At 68.7% G+C, this 17,447-nt stretch carries 12 protein-coding genes and 1 pseudogene; 4 read left to right on the forward strand and 9 right to left on the reverse strand.

From position 1 onward, the window contains the following. Window positions 1-22 precede the first annotated feature (22 nt). Together ROP_RS11045 and ROP_RS11050 are read right to left on the reverse strand one after the other, a co-directional pair. Entirely contained in the window at window positions 23-1,645 is a 1,623-nt protein-coding gene (locus ROP_RS11045) for a flavin-containing monooxygenase (RefSeq protein ID WP_043826441.1), read from the reverse strand. Window positions 1,646-1,801: 156 nt separating this feature from the next. Continuing rightward, complete coding sequence (locus tag ROP_RS11050) at window positions 1,802-2,578, reverse strand: RsiV family protein (RefSeq protein WP_012689423.1); 777 nt, start codon at window positions 2,576-2,578, stop codon at window positions 1,802-1,804. A gap of 53 nt (window positions 2,579-2,631) precedes the next feature. On the opposite strand from ROP_RS11050, the pseudogene ROP_RS11055 reads away from it, so the two are divergent. Both ROP_RS11055 and ROP_RS11060 read left to right on the forward strand, forming a co-directional pair. Further along, window positions 2,632-3,616, forward strand: a pseudogene (locus tag ROP_RS11055) (LLM class F420-dependent oxidoreductase). 98 nt (window positions 3,617-3,714) lie between these two features. Further along, window positions 3,715-4,719 carry an LLM class flavin-dependent oxidoreductase gene (locus ROP_RS11060; protein WP_012689425.1) on the forward strand — a complete coding sequence of 335 codons (1,005 nt, stop codon included), beginning with the start codon at window positions 3,715-3,717 and terminating at the stop codon, window positions 4,717-4,719. Between the two features lie 34 nt (window positions 4,720-4,753). Here the strand turns inward: ROP_RS11060 and ROP_RS11065 are convergent, their stop codons facing one another. The 7 genes from ROP_RS11065 to ROP_RS11095 all read right to left on the reverse strand — a co-directional run bounded on the left by ROP_RS11065 (window position 4,754) and on the right by ROP_RS11095 (window position 15,716). Then, entirely contained in the window at window positions 4,754-5,863 is a 1,110-nt protein-coding gene (locus ROP_RS11065) for an NDMA-dependent alcohol dehydrogenase (protein ID WP_012689426.1), read from the reverse strand. A gap of 41 nt (window positions 5,864-5,904) precedes the next feature. Beyond that, window positions 5,905-7,413 (reverse strand): aldehyde dehydrogenase family protein, encoded by a 1,509-nt coding sequence (locus ROP_RS11070; protein WP_012689427.1) that lies wholly within the window; start codon window positions 7,411-7,413, stop codon window positions 5,905-5,907. A 116-nt stretch (window positions 7,414-7,529) separates the two neighbouring features. Beyond that, window positions 7,530-9,167, reverse strand: a complete 1,638-nt coding sequence (locus ROP_RS11075) for a sigma-54-dependent Fis family transcriptional regulator (RefSeq protein WP_043826442.1) — start codon at window positions 9,165-9,167, stop codon at window positions 7,530-7,532. 176 nt (window positions 9,168-9,343) lie between these two features. Beyond that, complete coding sequence (locus ROP_RS11080) at window positions 9,344-10,486, reverse strand: alpha/beta hydrolase (protein WP_050785197.1); 1,143 nt, start codon at window positions 10,484-10,486, stop codon at window positions 9,344-9,346. A gap of 30 nt (window positions 10,487-10,516) precedes the next feature. Then, the gene (locus tag ROP_RS11085; RefSeq protein WP_012689430.1) at window positions 10,517-12,322 is read right to left on the reverse strand and encodes a zinc ribbon domain-containing protein; all 1,806 of its coding nucleotides are present in this window, start codon (window positions 12,320-12,322) and stop codon (window positions 10,517-10,519) included. 824 nt (window positions 12,323-13,146) lie between these two features. Continuing rightward, window positions 13,147-14,475: an MFS transporter gene (locus ROP_RS11090; RefSeq protein WP_012689431.1), complete on the reverse strand. Its 1,329-nt coding sequence runs from the start codon at window positions 14,473-14,475 to the stop codon at window positions 13,147-13,149. After that, the gene (locus tag ROP_RS11095) at window positions 14,472-15,716 is read right to left on the reverse strand and encodes a M20 metallopeptidase family protein (RefSeq protein ID WP_012689432.1); all 1,245 of its coding nucleotides are present in this window, start codon (window positions 15,714-15,716) and stop codon (window positions 14,472-14,474) included. Before ROP_RS11095 ends, ROP_RS11090 begins: the two co-directional genes overlap by 4 nt. Window positions 15,717-15,844: 128 nt before the next feature. Between ROP_RS11095 and ROP_RS11100 the strand changes: the two genes are divergently transcribed. Further along, complete coding sequence (locus ROP_RS11100) at window positions 15,845-16,864, forward strand: Lrp/AsnC family transcriptional regulator (protein WP_012689433.1); 1,020 nt, start codon at window positions 15,845-15,847, stop codon at window positions 16,862-16,864. Window positions 16,865-16,906: 42 nt separating this feature from the next. Next, window positions 16,907-17,446 carry a DinB family protein gene (locus ROP_RS11105; RefSeq protein ID WP_012689434.1) on the forward strand — a complete coding sequence of 180 codons (540 nt, stop codon included), beginning with the start codon at window positions 16,907-16,909 and terminating at the stop codon, window positions 17,444-17,446. Window position 17,447 lies beyond the last annotated feature (1 nt).

Genomic DNA, 17,447 nt, shown 5'->3' on the forward strand with positions numbered 1-17,447 from the left:
CGGCTGACCAATGTCCGGGAAACTATCCCACCGGGTCGGCGAGCCTGGTGCGGGACCGGCTGAACTCGAACCCGCGGAATCCCTCCTCCGCGACGTCGGCGCAGATCCGCCCGTACGCGCCGAAGCCGCCGATGTACGGCATGAACACCCGAGGTTTGCCCGGAATGTTGGCGCCCATGTACCAGGAGTTCGCCAGCGGGAACAGGGTCTGCGCGGCGAGTTCGCGGCAGTGCTCCACCCACTGCTCGGTGGCCGGGACCGACGCCTCGACCGCGTCGTAGTCCTTTTCCCACAGGTGCTCGATGCAGTCCGCGATCCAGTCGACGTGCTGCTCGGCGCCGAGCACCATGTTCGCCAGCACCGACGGGCTGCCCGGACCCGTCACGACGAACAGGTTCGGGAACCCCGGAACACCGAGACCCAGATAGGTTTTCGGCCCCTCACTCCAGTACTCGGCGAGGGACGCCCCGCCCCGGCCGACGATCCGCATGCGGTCGAGGGCGCCGGTCATGGCGTCGAATCCGGTGGCGAACACGAGCGTGTCGAGGCCGTAATCGGCGTCGGTGGTGGTGATCCCCGACGGGGTGATCGACTCGATCGGCGCCGCCTTGAGGTCGACGAGGGTGACGTTCGGCCGGTTGTACGTTTCGAAGTAGTTCGTGTCGGTGACGATCCGTTTGGTGCCGATGGGGTGATCGTTCGGGATCAGCGTGTCCGCGACCGCGGGGTCGTCGACGAGGCGGCGGATCTTCTCCTCCGCGAACTCCCGCGCGGTCGCGTTCGCGGCCTCGGTCTTCGTCTGGTCCGGAAAGGTTTTCGCGAACAGCACCCCGCCGAGCTTCCATCGCGTCTCGTACGCGTCGCGGCGCTCCTCGTCGGACACCTCGAGCGCCGACTTCGGGTGCGCGTTGTACGGCGAGCCGCCACCGCTCTCCCGGGACAGGCGCCGGCGCTCGTCGTACCCCGCCTTGATCGCGCGCCGCATCTCGTCGTCCCACGTCTCGTTCCCGGCCGGGACGCTGTAGTTGGCGCTCCGCTGAAACACGTACAGGTGGTCGGCCTGCTCGGCGATGACGGGAATCGACTGGATACCCGAGGAGCCGGTACCGATGATCCCGACCCGCCGGCCGGTGAAATCGACACCCTCGTGCGGCCAGTGACCGGTGTGATGCGTGTCGCCCGTGAAGGATTCGCGTCCCGGGATGTTCGGCATGTTCGCGGTGGACAGCGCACCGGTCGCGAAGATGCAGTACCGGGCGGACAGGACGTCGCCGCGGTCGGTGCGCACCTCCCACCGCAGCGTGTCCTCGTCCAGTTCCGCGGACGTCACGCGGGTGCCGAACAGGAAGCGGTCGCGGAGGTCGAACCGGTCGGCGACGTGTTCGATGTACGCCAGGATCTCGGGCTGGGTGGCGTACTTCTCGCTCCAGTCCCACTCCTGCTCGAGTTCCCGTGAGAACGAGTACGAGTAGTCGACGCTTTCCACGTCGCACCGGGCGCCGGGATAGCGGTTCCAGAACCACGTTCCGCCGACGCCGGCGGCCGCCTCCACCCCCTGGACCGTCAGACCCAGGCTCCGTAGTTTGTGGACGGCGTACAGACCCGCGAATCCCGCGCCGACGACGACCGCGTCCACGTCGCCGATCCGATTCGCCCGAGCATCAACTTCGGTGCGTGCACTCACGGGCGCGCTCCTCTCCCATTCGACAGACACATTTCGGCAGCAAAGGCCTGTCTGGGACGGTAGGTCGGAGCACCCGGGCAACCACAGGTTCGTTCCCGGTGAGCGGTCGGGCAGCGGCTAACTCGACACGACGGGAGCCAGTTCCGGGTCGATCACGTCGGCCAGGTCGTCCCAGGGCACGGTGATCGTGACGAGTCCGATGGCGTGCGGCCCCACCTGGTAGTCGTTGAAGTGGATCTCCATGCCCGCCGGGGTGGCCAGCCAGTTGGCGAAGTTCGCCTCGGTCGGCTCGATGCCCGATCGCTCGAAGTCCGGTCCGGCGACCGTCTCGGGGAGCAGGCGCGCGGAACTGTCCGACAGCGCCTGCAGCCCGGCCGGCAGGTCGGGGAAGAGGTCGTCGAGCGTGATCGGTGCGGCCGTATCGGCATTCACCACCACCGTCGCGACGATCGGCGTGGGATGCGCCCCGGGCGGATCGGCGTTCCACGACGTCACCAGCAGCCCGCTGACCACGTGCTCACCGATGTGCGCCACGCTGTGTTCCTGGCTGCTCAGCGTGAACGCGTCGGTGCCCCAGCCGTCGATCTGGTCCTGGAGCGCGGCCCGCATCGATTCGTTGAACTCGGCGGTGACCGCCGGATCGCCGCCCTCGATCTGCGGGATGAGCACGTCGTAGGTGACGCGGCCGGTGGAACCGGTGACCTGCAGTTCGGTCTCCGTGTACGGCAGGCTCGCGGACGTGGTCGCCTCATCCCCCGTCGGATCCGCGGCGGAGACGGTCGTCGTTGCCGGCGGCTCGCTCACCGCCGTGCCGGACCGGTCGGAGCACGCGGCCGGCGCGAGGAGCACGACGCCGACCAGTGACACCACAATCGATTTCCGCACGCCCCTCATCAGCCATATTTATCACGAGGCGACGATCCCGCGAGGCGAGTAGCGTCGAACGGGTGACTATTCGCCTTGGATACCAGATGCCGAATTTCAGTTACTCCACCCCCGTCGCGGACCTGTTCCCGACTGTCATCGCGCAGGCCCGTGAGGCCGAATCCGCGGGCTTCGACACCGCATTCGTGATGGATCACTTCTATCAGCTGCCGGGTCTCGGTGCGCCCGACGAACCGATGCTCGAGGCGTACACCGCACTCGGCGCCCTCGCCACGGCCACCGAGAACATTCAGTTGTCCGCCCTCGTCACCGGCAACACGTACCGCAACCCGCCCATGCTCGCGAAGGCGGTGACCACCCTCGACGTCGCCAGCGGCGGACGCGCCGTCCTGGGAATCGGCGCCGGCTGGTTCGAACTCGAGCACCAGCAGTACGGCTACGAGTTCGGCACGTTCACCGACCGGTTCGAACGGCTCGACGAGGCGCTGCAGATCATCGCGCCGATGCTGCACGGACAGCGGCCGACGTTCGACGGCAAGTGGTATCACGTCGAGAACGCGATCAACGAGCCGCGGATCCGCGACGACCTGCCGATCATGCTCGGTGGCGGCGGGGAGAAGAAGACGTTCGGTCTCGCCGCCCGGTTCGCCGATCACCTCAACATCATCTGCAACACGAGCGAGTTGCCGCGCAAGCTCGAGGCCCTCGACGCGCGGTGTTCGGAGATCGGCCGCGACCGGTCCACGCTGGAAACCAGCTATCTGGCGTTCGTCATCATCGACGAGGACGGCGACCGCGCCCGGCAACTCCAGCACGAGTTCCTGCTCGAGCGCGGCGTCGACCTGTCGAAGGCGTCGGAGGAGGAACGCGCCGCCGCCACCGACCGGCAGTTCTGCGGCGCCCCCGGACGAGGTGGCGGAGCAGTTGAAGACCCGGGTCCTCGACGTGGGAATCGACGGCGTCGTCCTCAATCTCGTCGCCAATGGGCACGAACCCGGCATCGTCGAACTCACCGGGCACACGTTGCGGCCACTCGTCGACGCCTGACACCGGCCAGGAATACGCGCACTACCTCCGCGGTTGTACCCGGAGGTAGTGCGCGAGGCTAACCTCTCGCACCTCGGTGACGAAAGGTGAAGAAGCCCGTGAGTGCTGTCCTGTCGATTCTGGATCTGGCCTACATCCGCGAGGGCGACACTGCGCGGGACAGTTTCGACGCGAGCGTGAAACTCGCGCAGCTCGCGGAGACCCGCGGGTACCGCCGCATCTGGTACGCCGAGCACCACAACATGCCGTCGATCGGTTCCTCGGCCACGAGTGTCCTCATCGCGCACGTCGCCGCGCACACCGACAGCATCCGGCTCGGCGCGGGCGGCATCATGCTGCCCAACCACGCGCCGCTGACGATCGCCGAGCAGTTCGGAACCCTCGCGACCCTGCACCCCGGCCGCATCGACCTCGGTCTCGGCCGCGCCCCCGGCAGCGACCAGAAGACGATGTACGCGCTGCGCCGCGACGCCGCGTCCGCGGACCGGTTCCCGCAGGACGTGCTGGAACTCCAGGCGTACCTCAAAGGCGTGTCACGGGTTCCCGGCGTCGACGCGATCCCCGGCAAGGGCACCGACGTTCCGCTGTACATCCTCGGATCGTCGCTGTTCGGCGCGCAGCTCGCCGCGAAGCTCGGCCTGCCCTACGCCAACGCGTCCCACTTCTCCCCCGACTCCCTCGTCGACGCCGTCACGCTGTACCGGGAGCGGTTCGAACCGTCCGGGGAGCTGTCCGAGCCGTACGTGATCGCCGGCGTCAACGCCATTGCCGCCGACACCACCGAGGACGCGCACCGGCAGTTCGAGGCCTCGCTGCGGCGGCGGGTGGTGCAGATGGTCGGACGCGGGCGGACGTTCACCCCCGAGGAGGTCGACCTCATCATGACGTCCCCGGCGGGTCAGCAGGTCGCGCAGATGGTGCGCTACTCCGCCGTCGGCACACCCACCGAGGTCAAGACGTACCTCGACGAGTTCGCCGAGCACGCACAGGCCGACGAGCTGATCGTCGCGTCCCACGCCGAGAACACCGAGTCCTGGCTGAAGACGTACGACCTGCTCGCCGACGTGTGGCACTCCGCACCCGTGCGCCTTTCTGGTAGCTAGCACAACCAAAAAGGCGCACGGGTGGCGAAGCCGCCTACGCGTGGACGATCACACCGCGCAGGTTCTTGCCGTCCCGCAGATCCTGGTAGCCCTCGTTGACCTGCTCGAGCGTGTACTTGGTGGTGATCAGCTCGTCGAGCTTGAGCTGACCCGCGTCGTACAGCCGCAGCAGGCGGACGATGTCGTATTGCGGGTTGGCCGAACCGAACAGCGTGCCCTTGATCGTCTTCTGGTTCAGGGTGAGGTCGGTGCCCGACACGTGCACGGTCAGCTTGGCGGGGTCGGCGAGACCGGTGATGACGACGGTGCCGCCCTTGCCGATGACGGCGGTCGCGTTCTGCACCACCTCTTCGTCGACGGTCCCGACCAGGATGAGGGCCTGGTCGGCGCCCTGTCCCCAGGTCAGTTCGTTGACCTTCGCGGCAGCCTCGGCGGCATCGGCGAACGCGTGGGTGGCACCGAACTTCAGAGCGGCCTCCCGCTTCATCGCCACCGGGTCCACGACCACGACGTACTTGGCGCCGGCGCTGACGGCGCCCTGCACGGCGTTGATGCCGAGTCCGCCGATGCCGTAGATGACGACGGTGTCACCGGCGCGGACTCCGCCCGCGTACACCGCGGTGCCCCAACCGGACGGCACACCGCAGCCGACGAGGACGGCCGTCTCCAGCGGCAGCCAGTCATCCACCTTCACCACCGAGTGCTGCGAGATAGTGGCCCGCTCCGAGAACGTGCCGAGCATGCACATGGCACCGAAATCGTCCTTGCCCGAGTGGAACCGGAAGGAGCCGTCGGGCATCGAACCCTCGAGAATGGTGGCACCCATGTCGCACAGGTTCTGGCGACCGGTGGCGCAGTAGCGACACGTCCCGCAGTTCGGGATGAAGCTGCAGACCACGTGGTCGCCGGGCTTCACCTTGGTGACACCGGGGCCGACTTCCTCGATGATGCCCGACCCCTCGTGCCCGCCGACGATGGGATAACGCGGCGGCAGATCGCCGTCGGTGAGGTGCAGGTCCGAGTGGCACAGGCCTGCCGCGACGTACTTGATGAGCACTTCGCCGGGTCCCGGACCGTCCAGTTCGAGTTCCATGATCTCGAACGGCTTGCCGGCTTCGAGCAGAACCGCTGCTTTGGTCTTCATGTCTTCACTTCTCCTCTTCGAGTGACGATGCCGAGTGACGGTCAGAGTGCGATGTTGACGGCTTTGGTCTGGGTGTAGAGGTCGATGGCGGTGGCCCCGAGTTCACGCCCCCACCCGGACTGCTTGTATCCACCGAACGGCATGGCGGTGTCGAACCCGTTGTACTGGTTGATCCACACCGATCCGGCCTTGAGCTGGCGGGCGGTGAGGTGCGCCTTGGACAGGTCCTTGGTCCAGATTCCGGCGGCGAGACCGTAGATACTGCTGTTCGCCGCCTTCGCGACTCCCTCCTCCGCGTTGAAGGGCAGCGCCGCGACGACCGGGCCGAAGATCTCTTCCTCGACGATGCTGAATTCGGGCTTCACGTCCACGAACACCGTCGGCTCGACGTAGAAGCCGGTGTCTCCCCAGCGCTTTCCGCCGGTGAGGGCACGGGCGCCGTCGGCGAGTCCGGCAGCCAGGTAGCCGGTGACCTTGTCGAACTGCTCCTGCGACACGAGCGGTCCGAGCTGGGTGGCAGGGTCGAGTCCGGGGCCGATCTTCACCTGGCTCGCGGCCTCGGCGACCGCGGCGGTGAAGTCGTCGAAGATGCTGTCCTCGACGAACATCCGGGTGCCGGCGACGCAGCACTGGCCGTGGTTGAACAGCCAGGCGTTGAGCGATCCGGTGACGGCGGCGTCGAAGTCCGCGTCCGCGAACACGACGTTGGCGCTCTTGCCGCCTAGTTCGAGCGACACCTTCTTCAGGTTGCCGCGGGCGGCGTCGACGATCTTCTTGCCGACCTCGGTGGATCCGGTGAACGCGATCTTGTCGACGTCGTCGTGAGCGGAGAGCGCGGCACCGGCGTCGCCGTAGCCGGTGACGATGTTGACGACGCCGGGCGGGAATCCGGCCTCCTCGAACACCTCGCCGAGCAGGAGCGCGGTGAGCGGCGTCTGCTCCGCGGGCTTGAGGATCACCGTGTTGCCCGCCGCGAGCGCGGGGGCCAGCTTGAATGCGGCCATCAGCAGCGGGAAGTTCCAGGGAACGATCAGTCCGCAGACACCGACGGGTTCACGCAGCGTGTACGCGTGGAACTGGCCGCCGGGAACGAACGGCATGCTCACGTTGACCGTGCTGCCCTCGATCTTGGTGGCCCAGCCCGCGAAGTAGCGGAAGATGTCGGCCGACCACGCGACGTCGACGGCGGCAGCGATGCCTGCCGACTTGCCGTTGTCCAGCGCCTCGAGCTGTCCGAATTCCTCGGCGCGCTCGGAGAGGATGTCGCCGACCCGCCAGATCAGGCGTTCACGCTCGTTGGGCTTCATGGTGGACCACGGGCCCTCGTCGAATGCGGTGCGTGCGGCGCGGACTGCGCGGTCGACGTCCTCGGCGCCACCGCGTGCGACGGTGGTCAGCACCTGCCCGTTGGCGGGGTCGATGGTCTCGAACGTCTCGCCGCTCGCCGATTCCACCCACTGCCCGCCGACGAGGAATCGCTTGGTGCCGGACAGAAAGTTCCGTACCGACGGCAAGAGTTCCGCTTGGCTGGGTTCGATCGTCGCTGTCATCAAAACCTCCGAAGTTGTGAATGTGACGTGGCTCATAGTGCACTGATTGCCATATCACTAACTGTCCTGACTTCGGACACCTCCGGACGGTCGCTCTTCTGTGGGGAAACCCGCTGCTAGACGGTGATGTCGAGGGCCCGCATCCGGACGTACAGCGTGCTTCGGCTGATGCCCAGTGCGGCCGCGGCGTGCACCTTGTTGCCGCCGCTTTCCTGCAATGCGTCGACGATGGCCTGGCGTTCGGCGCGCTCACGGCCCGCGAGCCGCGACACCCGCGTCGGGGTCCGGTAGATCTCGGGCAGATCCGCGACGGCGAGGTGCGCACTGGTGCGCCCGCGCGCGGCCGCCTGCAGCACGACCGACAGTTCCGCGATGTTGCCCGGCCAGTCGCGAGCGATCAGAGCGTCGAGCGCGCTCGCGGACAGCCGAAGGCCCGGCTCGACGGAATCGAGGACCGCCTGCGCGATGTCCGCGAATTCGCGGGTCCGTTGCCGCAGCGGCGGCAGCACCACCTGTCCGGGGCACCGGCCGACCAGACCCGCCGCGCCCGGCGGCAGGTCCGCGAGGGGCGAACTGGTCATCACGATCCGGGGCCCCGCGTCGGCCGCCAGCATCTTCACGACCAGCGGCAGCATCGATTCGGGCAGCAACTGCACCTCTTCGATCGCCAGGACCGCGGAGGGTCCGGCCGCCAGGGCGAGCAGCCGGTCGATCCAGGCGTCGACGCCGTCGAGGGCGATCGCGGCAGCGTCCATACATACGAGCGACCGGTCCCCCGCCAGATCACGGACCGCGGTGGTCCTGCCGGTTCCCGGTTCGCCGCTGATCACCACGGGATCCCGGGTCTCGCGCAGCCGCGACAACTCCGACCTGCTGCGTTCGACGACGGAACTCGACGGCGACTTGCCGCGACGGATGGGGGTGCTCGTCCGGCGGTCCGGGCGGACGACGAACACCGCACCGCCGTCGGTGCCCGCCACGTGGTCGGCCCGGACCAACGCCGGTTCGCCCGAGGACAATTGGATCCGCACCGTCTTCGACTGCTCCGGACGCAGGTTCGCCGCAAGCCCCCGCAGGGTCGCGTGATCGGACACCTGGAGCAGGTCGAGCGCGACCCGGTTGCTGAGGAGGATGTCCTCCCCGATCGCGGTGACCGCCATCTGGTTCTGCGGCGACACCCGCTGGAACGCGTCCACGAGCCGCTGCTGCGACACCCGGGACCCCTCGAGCAACCGTCGTTCGATGTCGCCGGCCGCGCGCGCCAGGAACGGGGCGAACAGCGGGTTGGCCCGCGACGCGACGCCCGTCATGTCGAGGATGCCCTCCACGCGGCGCGTCACCGGATGCACGATCGGGTGTCCGTAACAGCTGAGGTCCTTGAACCGCTCGAGGTAGTGCTCCTCGCCGTGGATCACGACACCGCGCCGGACCTCCAGCGGCGTCCCCAGCGCGGTGGTCCCGACGTGGTCCTCGCCGAATCTCGACCCCAGCACCGCCCCGGCGGAGTCGATCAGGCGCTCGAGTTTGCGGCCGTCGAAGAGCCGGGCGACGATGCGGCAGTCGCGGTCGGCGAGCAGGACGCAGAAACCGGTGCCCTGGATCTGCTGTTCCATCTCGTCGAGGACGGGCCGGGCCGCCTGCAGCAGCCGGCTGGACTTGTCCAGGTCGGGGCAGGGATCACCGGTCGGCGTCGACGTCGGTTCCAGCCCGTTGAGCGCCGAACGCTTCCAGGACAATGCGATCTCCGGCCGCATCGCCGCGTGCCCGGTCGTGCCGCCAAACTCCAACCTCGACTCCTTGCCGCGCGCGGATCCGGTCGTGCAGAGGTGCACGACTCACATCCGAACGTACCCACACAGTGTGACCCACGCCATAGTGCCCGTGAGCCGCGGCGAGCAACTGTCCGGATTCTGGACAGTGCCCCGATCGGTCAGCCGAACAGGCCTCGCACGAACGGGATGGTGTCGGCCTGCGAATCGACGAGCGTGCCGCTGTGGTCGGTGGGATAGGCCTTGAACGTGACCGGCTCGCCGTTCGCGGTGAGCGCGGCGACCAGCGAGAGCGCGGACGGGGCGGGCACGTCGATGTCGGTGAGCCCCTGCCCGATGAACAGGGGACGGTCGTACCCACTCGTCGGGACGCCCATGTAGTCCACGAGCAGGCCGTGGAAGTTCGGGATCTGGTTCAGCGGCCTGCTGAACAGGTCGCCGACCACCACGCCTTCCGCGGCGTCGTGAAGTTCGTTGACGCACAGCTGTTCCGCGGCGTCCACGTAGTGCGCGCCCAACGGGGTGAGATACGAGTCGAGGTCGATCTCGGGGTGCGCCGACCGCAGTCCCGCGAGGATGTAGAACAGGTACGACGTGAGGCCTGCGGGGATCGCGGTGGGCGGCACCCCCGGGCCGAGCGGCAGCAGTGCCAGTTCGATGTTCGCGGGGGCCCCCGTTCCCACGGCCCCGCGGTAGTCCAGCGTCTCCCCGCCGAACTCGGTGGCGTAGCGGGCGGTGGTGATCGCGGCGCCGCCACCCTGTGACTGTCCGACCACCACCCACTTGTTCGACAGCGACCCGTCGACGGTGCGGGCGGCCTTCACCGAGTCGACGACGCTGTGCGCCTCGACCTTTCCGTCGAGGTACGGCATCACACCGGGGGTGCCGAGACCGACATAGTCGGTGGAGACGACGGCGTAGCCCTGCTCGAGCCAGCGTCCGAGGTACGGATAGTCCCGCTCGGGAAGGGCGGGGCCGACGCGCGAGGGTGCGCAGTCGTCCGCGAGTCCGGACGTGCCGTGCGCCCACGCGACCACCGGCCAGCCCCCGTCCGGCGCCTCCCCCGGTGGGACGTACACCGCGCCGCTGCTGAGTGCGGCGTTTCCGTCGGACCCGATGGACCAGTAGGTGATCCGCTGCGCGTCGGCGGTGCCGGGAATCCAGAGGTCCGCGGGCAGCGGTTCGACCTCGACGACGCTACCCGGCGCCCGGTCGGGCTCGTCGGCGAACGCGGCCGGGGCGGCGAGGCAGGTGCCGCCGACCGTCAGGGAGGCGATCGCGACGGTAACCGCGGCCCGTGCCAGTCGTGTCTTCACAGTCTCAAGATAGAGCGTCTACGTAGATCTCATACTGTCTGCCACTTGCGTGGCGTGTGTCGGAGATGGACGTGTGTCACGGCTACCCGTGTCACCGTGAGGTGGTGCGGGTTGGACCGTGTCCCACACCGACGCTTCGAGTGCAGGAACATGCTGCTTCTTAGTCACCCCCGCCCGCGCTGTCACGGTGGGCAGGCTGTGGCGGACCCGGCGGTGCCGCGGCCTGCTCGGGGTCGGACTGGTCTTGTCCCGGGACTTGCGGACCGGCGCGTGCTCGGCGACCCGGACCGCGGGCAGCTGCCCCCGCCGCCGGGTGACCTTGCCTTTGCCGAGGAGTGCGCGTTTGGCCAGGTTCACTCCGGCGATATGGTCGCGGTTGCCACTGACCCGGCAGTGTGAACACCATGCGGTGTGGTAGCCGCCGGGACGCGCAAGGGGTGCGTCGCAGCCCGGACATTGCGCGGAGGAGCCGCGGGCCGGCACCGAGACCACCGTGATGCCGACCTCTGCGGCGGTGTGCGCGAGGGCGATCACCGCCTTTCGGCGGGCGGACTGCGCGGCCCGATTGTTGTTGACCCGACCGTGCCCGCGGGACTCGAGGGTGGTCAAATCCTCCACCGCGATCACCCGCGCCCCCGCCGAGGCGGCGTAGTCGGTGACCTGGCGGGCGAAGTGGAATCCCAATTCCCGGTTGATCTTGCTCCGTTTGACGCCCACCGCGGTGCGGTGGTCGTTGAGGACGGCGATCTTCGCCTCCAGCCTGGTGCGGACCTCGGGTTCGGCGTTGGTGGCCAGTTGCGTCAGCCGAGCGGCCTTGCGGTGCAACATCTGCCCCTCCGATTGCAGGCGGGCCAGTTTGGTCCCGAGGCCGCGGTCGTCGTACGTCCAACCCCGAAAGTCCGAGGACAACCCGTCCGGGTTCTCGGTGGTGATGGCGGCGGCACCGAGAGTAGACGGGGACCAATCCACCCCCACCGCGACCGTGCCGGCCATCAGATCGGCGGCGGGGACGAGTTCGGTCGCCGCGCACCGCAACAACAGACCCCTTTGGTCGAGGACCAGGGTCGGCAGATGCCAGCCGCTGACCGCCCGGCCGTCCAGGTGCCCGGGGATGGCGGCGGTCAGCCGAACCCGCCGCCACTGCGCCCGCCCCGCCGGGACCGGGCAGGTCGGCAGCTTCACCGTCAACGTCATGACGGCATCTGAGACGGCGATGTGTGCGAGTTGTCGATCCGCGGCCGACAGCCGGGCCATCGCCGCGACCTGAGGCGGGCCCTGCATGTCGGTGATCCGCAACCGACCGGCCAGTGCCCCGCCCTCGCGGCGGGCGCGGGCAATCAGCTGGCGCCGCACGCCCCGGGCGAAACCCAATGGCACCCAGTCGCCCGGTTCGGTCGGCGGCGCCAGAGCGCCCGTGGCCGGGTCGAACCGCTGAGAGAGCGATGTGATCGCGGTGTCCCGGTAAGCGAGGATCCGCAGGGTGGCCATCACCTGCGCGGTCACCACCCGGGTCACGCGTGAGGGCACGTACACCCCGTCCGGGTAGTGCGGGTTCCAGCCGAGGCGGGCCGCGGCGACGTGCCCCTGTGCGGGCAGCCTTCGGTCCTGGTGGTCCCGTCCGGCCGCGAGGACGTCGAAGGTGACCGGCTGCCACAGCCGTGCCGTCAACTCGGCGCCGGCCGCGGCGATCAGGTCGAGCAACCACCCCACCCGGGTGTCGACGTCGTCGAGACCGATCGGCTCGCCGGTGATGTCGTCGACCGCCACGTGGGCGCGGGTGGTGAACGCGAACTGCCGCGGCGCAGTCGATCCCGGCCCGGTCATGCCGGCCGACCCGGCGCCAGGAACAACCCGAACTAGCCCAGGCCGATCTTCTCTTCCGAGAAGAGCCGCCGCCGCCCGACAAGCTCATCGATCACCCCCCTTTCCCGCCCTCTGCCACCCCACCTCTCGCAGGGCCTCGACTGTAACGCCGACCTCCGAGGCCGAGGGCCGCGCGATCGTCACGGCGCGATACAAACCCAACCCACGACGACGCGACAACGTCCGACACAAGAGGATGCGTGAGCGCCGCAAGCAGGCGGCGGGCCAGGAGTCCCAGGAGTCGCGATGCGCTCCAACATCCCAGCCCGCCGAAACCCAGCCTACGAGCCGTCAGGTGGCTTGACCTCCGTTAGGAACTCAAGAACCGCTCGATCCGCGCCACCTATGAACTAAGCGAGTCGATCCCGCCGCACCGCACCACCGTGGGCCGGCCCACAGGCCGCGTCGTCGAGCATCCGCCCGCGCCCCGCCCGCGCCCCGCCCGCTGCTCCCCGGGACACGAACCGCGATCCTCCCCAATAGATACCTCCGCCCTCCCGGGAGTCGCTCCCGCACACCCCGATACAGTTCTGCCCAGATCGGCGCCCCGGGTCCGCGAGGCCACAGAGTTGGGGACCCGAACCCGCGCGCCGAGACGGCACCCGGGCCTCCGTCGGCGCCCTTGCGCACCCGACGACCGACAGCCCACGAACTCCGCAGACGCCAATCCGCGGTGACAGACAGGGCCAGAAACTGACAGAGAGTATTAGATACATTGGCAACAGATGAGAGCCCCCAGGTGAGCGGCAATGCGTACCGGAGCACGCTTTGCCACTCACGTGCCCCTACTGCTGGGCCGCGAGATCCCGTCCCCGGGTCTCCGGGATCGTGACCAGCGCGGCGATCGAGACGGCGATCAGCGCGAGTGCGTACCACTCGAACAGCTCCGGCGTGCCGCGGTCGGCGAAGAACGTCTGGACGTACGCCGCCGTCCCACCGAACGCCGCGACCCCGATCGAGTACGGCACCCCGACACCGGCGGCACGCAACCCGGTGGGGAACAGTTCGGCCATCATTGCCGGCATGACCGCCAGGATCGCGCCCATCACGAACAGTGCGATCGCCATCGCGAAGAACAGGGTGATTGCGCTGTGGCCGATCATGGCATTGAGTGGAAACAGCAGGGCGGCGATGCCGAGGTTGCCGATGTACAGCACCGGTTTGCGCCCGATCCGATCCGACACGGCGCCCCAGAAGGGCAGCGACGCAATCAGAACGAGGTTCGCCCCGACCCCGGCCCACAGAGCACCCGACGGGTCGATGCCCCGGACCGCGATCGCGTACGCCGGCGCCGACACCGCCCACACGTAGTAGACGACGGTGCCACCGACCGTGAAGAACAGGATCTGGAACACCTGCCTCCGGTGCGCCACGAACAGCTGCCACATCGACTGCTTCGCGGTGTCGTCACCCGACTCCTCGTAGACCTCGGTCTCGCTCATCCGGGACCGCATCCACAGCACGAACAGGCCGAGCACACCCCCCAGCAGGAACGGCACCCGCCAGCCCCAGTCGGCCATCTGCTCCGAACTCAGCGTCGTCGTGAGCAGTGCGCCGAGCAGCGTGCCCACGACAACTCCGGTGGTGTTGGAGATGTAGATGAGGCTGGACCACAGCCCGCGCCGCGCCGTCGGCGCGAATTCCACGATGTACGTCTGCGCGGACGGCAACTCGCCGCCGTGGGCGACGCCCTGCGCGAGCCGCGCCACGACGAGCACCACCGCCGCTGCGATGCCGATCGTCTGATGGGTCGGGGTCAGCCCGATGACGAGGCTGCCGACGGCCGCCAGTCCGACGGCGAGCGTCATGGACAGCTTGCGTCCCCGGCGGTCCGACAGCCAGCCGAACAGCAGACCGCCGAACGGCCGGGCGACGAATCCGACGGCGAAGACGCCGAACGACGCGAGCAGGTCGGAGACGGCAGATCCGGTGTGGAAGAACTGCGGGGCGAAGAACGCGGCGAACGTGGCGTAGACGGTCCAGTCGAAGTACTCGATCCCGTTGCCCGTGCCGACGCCGACGATCGCGCGCGCCTTCTCCCAACGCTCGGACCGCGGACGGACAGTGGGCGTGCCTGCGTTCACGGACCCGCTCTCGGTGGCGATCCCGGTCATCGTGCGTCGCTTCCCGCCGCTGCTGCGGCTGTGTCGAGACGGGCCTTGTCCAACCGTCGAACGGCGAGACCGGCGTAGATGGTGGCGGCGTCGGCGAGCACCGCGTCGTCGAATTGCGCTCGGGGCGAATGGTTCATGGGGGCGGCCTCGGGGTCGGCGCCCGGCATGCACGCTCCCAGTCCGATGAAGGCGCCGGGCACTTCCTGCAGCACGTAGGAGAAGTCCTCGGACCCCGACATCGGGTGCGTCACCGTCTCGTACCGGTCCTCGCCCATGAGGTCGCTGACCACCTCGGCACCGAACGCGACCTCTTTACCGTCGTTGACGGTCATCGGGAACTCGGGGTCCACGGCGACGTCGACGTCGACGCGTTGCGCGGACGCCACCCCTTCGAGCACCCGTCGCAGCGCCGCGGGCACCTTCTCGTAGGTGGCGGGCGAATAGCACCGGACCGTCGCCTCGAACCGCGCGTCGTCCGGGATGATGTTGTGCCGCGAACCGGCCTGCACGTTCGCGACCGTGACGACGACCGGGTCGAAGACGTCGAATGTGCGGGTCACCATGGTCTGCAGCGACGTGATCATCTCCGCCATCGCGGTGATCGGATCGCGCGCGGTCGACGGGGAGGAACCGTGTCCGCCCGCCCCGCGCACCGTGACGGTCAGCTTGTACGACGCCGCGAGCAGGGTGCCCGCCTTGGAGAAGAACCGTCCCTGCGGCTTCTGGCAGGAGAAGACGTGCATGCCGTACGCGGTGTCGGCGCGGCGACCGGACGCGTCGAGGACACCCTCGTCGACCATCACCTTCGCGCCGTCCCACCCTTCCTCCCCGGGCTGGAACATCAGGACGACGTCGCCCGCCAACCTGTCGCGGTGACGGCTGAGCAGTTGCGCGGCTCCGACGAGCGCCGCGGTGTGCAGGTCGTGCCCGCACCCGTGCATGGCGCCGTTCTGCGCCGCGTAGTCGAGTCCGGTCTGTTCGGTGACCGGGAGCCCGTCCATGTCGGCGCGCAGCAGCACCGTCTGTGCGTCGGCGGCCGAGCGTCGGCCGCCCCGGAGCACCGCGGTGACGGATGTCGTGCGGGTTCCCGTCGAGATCTCGAGCGGCAGTCCGTCCAGCGCCGCCAGGACCGTCTCCTGTGTGCGCGGCAGGTCCAGCCCGACCTCCGGTTCGCGGTGCAGTACGCGCCGCAACTGCACGAGGTCGCCCTGTAGAGCGCGGGCGTCGTCCAAGAGATCCATTGCTCTCCCTTATGTCGGTGGTCACTTTGGGGACCGAATGCGTCGGTGGTCATATGCTGTGATCCACGGACCGGCGGACCGTCGAGAACGTCGAAAACGATCATTTGAACCGACCTGAGAGGTCGTATATGACTGAAATGCTGACTGAATCCGAGCTTTCGCTCATTCATGCGCTGCAGATCCGCCCGCGGGCGACGTGGGCCGAGCTGGCCCCGATCCTGCGGACGACGCCCGCGACCCTCACACGGCGGTGGGAGTCGGTCACCGAGCGCGGACTGGCCTGGATCACCGCCTACCCCGCCCCGATGACGGGTGCGGGCGCGTTCACCGCCATGATCGAGGTGACGTGCGACCTCGCCGGCACGAAGGCGCTGGTCGAGGCGCTCACCCGGGACCCGCGGGTGTCGTCGATCGAGCACGCGGCGCGCGGCCGGGACCTCATCCTGACCGTGCAGACGGGGTCGTTGCACGAATTGTCGGACCTGGTGCTCGAGGAGCTGCCCCGTCACCCGAGCGTCAATTCGACCCGGACGCACACGTGCACCGCACTCCACGCCGAGGGCAGCCGGTGGCGCCTCGATTCCCTGGACACCGCGCAGTCCGCCGCGATCGCGGCGCTGGAGAACGTCCCTCCGCAGTCCGGATCGAGCCGGCCGGAGAGCCTGACGGACGAGGTCGCCCGCGCGCTCGTCCGCGAACTCACGCGGAACGGCCGGGCGTCGGCGCGCGAGATCGCCGCGGTGATCGACCGGCCCGCGTCCTCGGTGCGCAGGCAACTCGCGGGACTGCTGCGCTCCCGCGCGGTGGTACTGCGCTGCGACGTCGCCCAGGACGCGACGCGGTGGCCCATCACCGTCACGTGGTGGTGCCGCCTGCCCGTGCGCGCGCACCGCGACGTCGTGGAGATCGTCAACACCCGCCCCGAACTGAGACTGTGCATGTCGATGACCGGACCCGCGAACTTCCTCGTCAGCATGTGGGTGTCCTCGCTTCCCGACCTGCTGCGGGTGCAGGAGTGGCTGGAGACCCGCGCCCCCAGCCTGGAGATCATCGACTCCTCGGTGACTCTCCGATCCCGGAAGCGGATGGGGTGGGAACTCGACACCCACGGCCGCGCGACCGGTTTCGTCACGGCACACGGCGACTGACCGCTACGGTCGAACTCGCCACCATCGGACCGGCTGGAGCAGGTGATCACCGTAACCTCTACTGCGAAAACATCGACGACCGGCGAGCGTGCCGACTTGCTGGAAACGCTGGCGAAACACCGCTACTTCCTCCGCTACACCGTGCGCAATCTCACCGACGAACAGGCCGCGCAGCGCACGACGGCGAGCGTGCTGTGCCTCGGCGGGCTCGTCAAGCACGTGTCGGACACCGAGCGGGTGTGGGCCGACTTCATCGTGCGCGGCACCGATGCGGTGCGGGGCGGTCCCGTGGACGGCACCGGCACCGGCAACCGCGAGAAGGAGTTCACCCTCCGCGACGACGAGACACTGGCCGGCGTCCTCGACCGCTACGCGCAGGTGGCGCACCGGACCGACGAGATCGTCGCCGCGCTGCCCGACCTCGACATTTCGCATCCGCTGCCGAAGGCGCCGTGGTTCGAACCGGGATCGCGCTGGTCCGCGCGTCGCGTCCTGCTCCACATCATCGGTGAGACCGCTCAGCACGCCGGGCACGCCGACATCATCCGCGAAGCCCTCGACGGGTCGAAGTCGATGGGCTGAG

The sequence above is a fragment of the Rhodococcus opacus B4 genome (genome assembly GCF_000010805.1).
GTDB lineage: Bacteria > Actinomycetota > Actinomycetes > Mycobacteriales > Mycobacteriaceae > Rhodococcus_F > Rhodococcus_F opacus_C.